Origin of the sequence: Pseudomonas sp. DE0157 (assembly GCF_007678615.1) — a bacterium.
Lineage (GTDB): Bacteria > Pseudomonadota > Gammaproteobacteria > Pseudomonadales > Pseudomonadaceae > Aquipseudomonas > Aquipseudomonas parafulva_B.
In genome coordinates, this window is the sequence record NZ_VEJN01000035.1 from 1 (window position 1) to 1,506 (window position 1,506).

Consider the following 1,506-nt stretch of genomic DNA (forward strand, 5'->3'; position numbering starts at 1 on the left):
AGCCCAGCGCTCTGGATTCCCACGCTGAGCCACCGTGTAGACCTGTTCACGCTGCTTCAGCGCAGCAGCATCCTGCCTCCCATGTCGCTGCGCAGGAGTGACGTATTTAAGCGCGCTATGGCGGTGTTCATTGTTGTACCAGGCAGCAAACTCCATGACCCATACCCGAGCCTCGTCCAGTGATTCAAACGGCAGGCCTGGCCATCGCGAGCAGTACTTGGCCGTACGGAACAAGGCTTCGGCATAGGCGTTATCGTTGCTGACCCGCGGGCGGCTAAACGATGGCAGCACACCCAGATCACGCAGAGCGGCCAGCATTGTCGCGCCTTTCATGGCGCTGCCATTGTCTGAATGAAGCACCAATGTTTCCGGGCGGATTGCTTCACGCAGACAGGCACGTTCCAGCAAGACGCTGGCATGTTCAGCGCTCTCTGCCTCATGCACCTCATTCATGACCAGCTTGCGGCTGTAGATATCTTTGACCATGTACCAGTAGAAGTAACGGCCTTTGACTGTGCTGGGCAGCCAGGTGATATCCCAGCACCAAACCTGGTTCGGGCCGTCTGCCCTGTGCGTGGTGAGCGGCCTGGCTTGGGGCTTTCTGCCGCGTCCACGCCGATGTGCCTGGCCTGCTGACTTGAGCACTCGATAAAAGGTGGATTCTGAGGCCAAGTAAAGGCCTTCATCTGCCAACTTCGGCACGATTTCATGTGGAGTGAGGCCTGCACAGTCAGGACGATTGGCTGCTGCCAGAACCGCCAGCCGCTCCTGCTCGCTCAGTTTGTTGGCCGGCGTTGGGCGACTCGTTTCAGGCCGCCGGTCTTTAGGTTGGTTGCGCCACCGCTGCAAGGTGCGCTCGGTGATGCCCAGCTCTGTGCAGGCTGCACGCTGACGAGCGCCTGACTCGATAGCCGCATCGATCAACTCAAGGGCAGTGGTGCGATCTGCGGCGCTGGTCATTCGTCCTCGCCCTTGCCCCAGATCGCATTGGCCTTTTTTCGCAGCACCAACAACGCTGCCGTTTCTGCCAAAGCCTTTTCTTTGCGCCGCAGCTCACGCTCCAATTGCTCGATACGCTTGACCGAAGCAATATCTTTGGCGGGTTCCTGCTGGGTAGGCGTATTGGCTTGCTCACACGCTGCACGCCACAACACCAAGTCCGCCGGCACAATGCCTGCGGTACGGCAGTATGCCGAAATCTCTGCCTCGCTCATTGCGGCTGTCTGGAGCACTGCCCTGAACTTGTCAGCGCTGCTCCAGCGCCCGTTGCGCTTACCTGTTCCTGCCATCTGTGCTCCCTGGGTCTTGGCTTCGTTACGCCAAGTCCTGAGTGTGACAGCAGTGATGCCCGTTTGCTTGGCCAGCTCTACGACCGTACGGCTGATCGGGGCCGACATTTGCTCCAGCGCCCAGGCTTTTTCCTCAGCGGTGTAACGTCGTTGCTTCATGAGACAGTCCTCGCCCTCCATCTATTGCACGGGGCGACAACTATCCTGACATGGAGGG

At 59.2% G+C, this 1,506-nt stretch carries 2 protein-coding genes; both read right to left on the reverse strand.

Features of this window, described 5'->3' with window-relative positions:
• The coding region (locus FS777_RS21210; RefSeq protein WP_145257574.1) for an IS3 family transposase at positions 1 to 960 on the reverse strand (960 nt) is incomplete at its 3' end.
• Positions 957 to 1,448: a transposase gene (locus FS777_RS21215; RefSeq protein ID WP_178091311.1), complete on the reverse strand. Its 492-nt coding sequence runs from the start codon at positions 1,446 to 1,448 to the stop codon at positions 957 to 959. The genes FS777_RS21215 and FS777_RS21210, both read right to left, overlap by 4 nt.
• Positions 1,449 to 1,506 lie beyond the last annotated feature (58 nt).

What these genes read in the sequence shown, in the direction of transcription:
- FS777_RS21215 (WP_178091311.1), bottom strand. Translation starts at nt 1,448, where the DNA reads ATGAAGCAACGACGTTACACCGCTGAGGAAAAAGCCTGGGCGCTGGAG.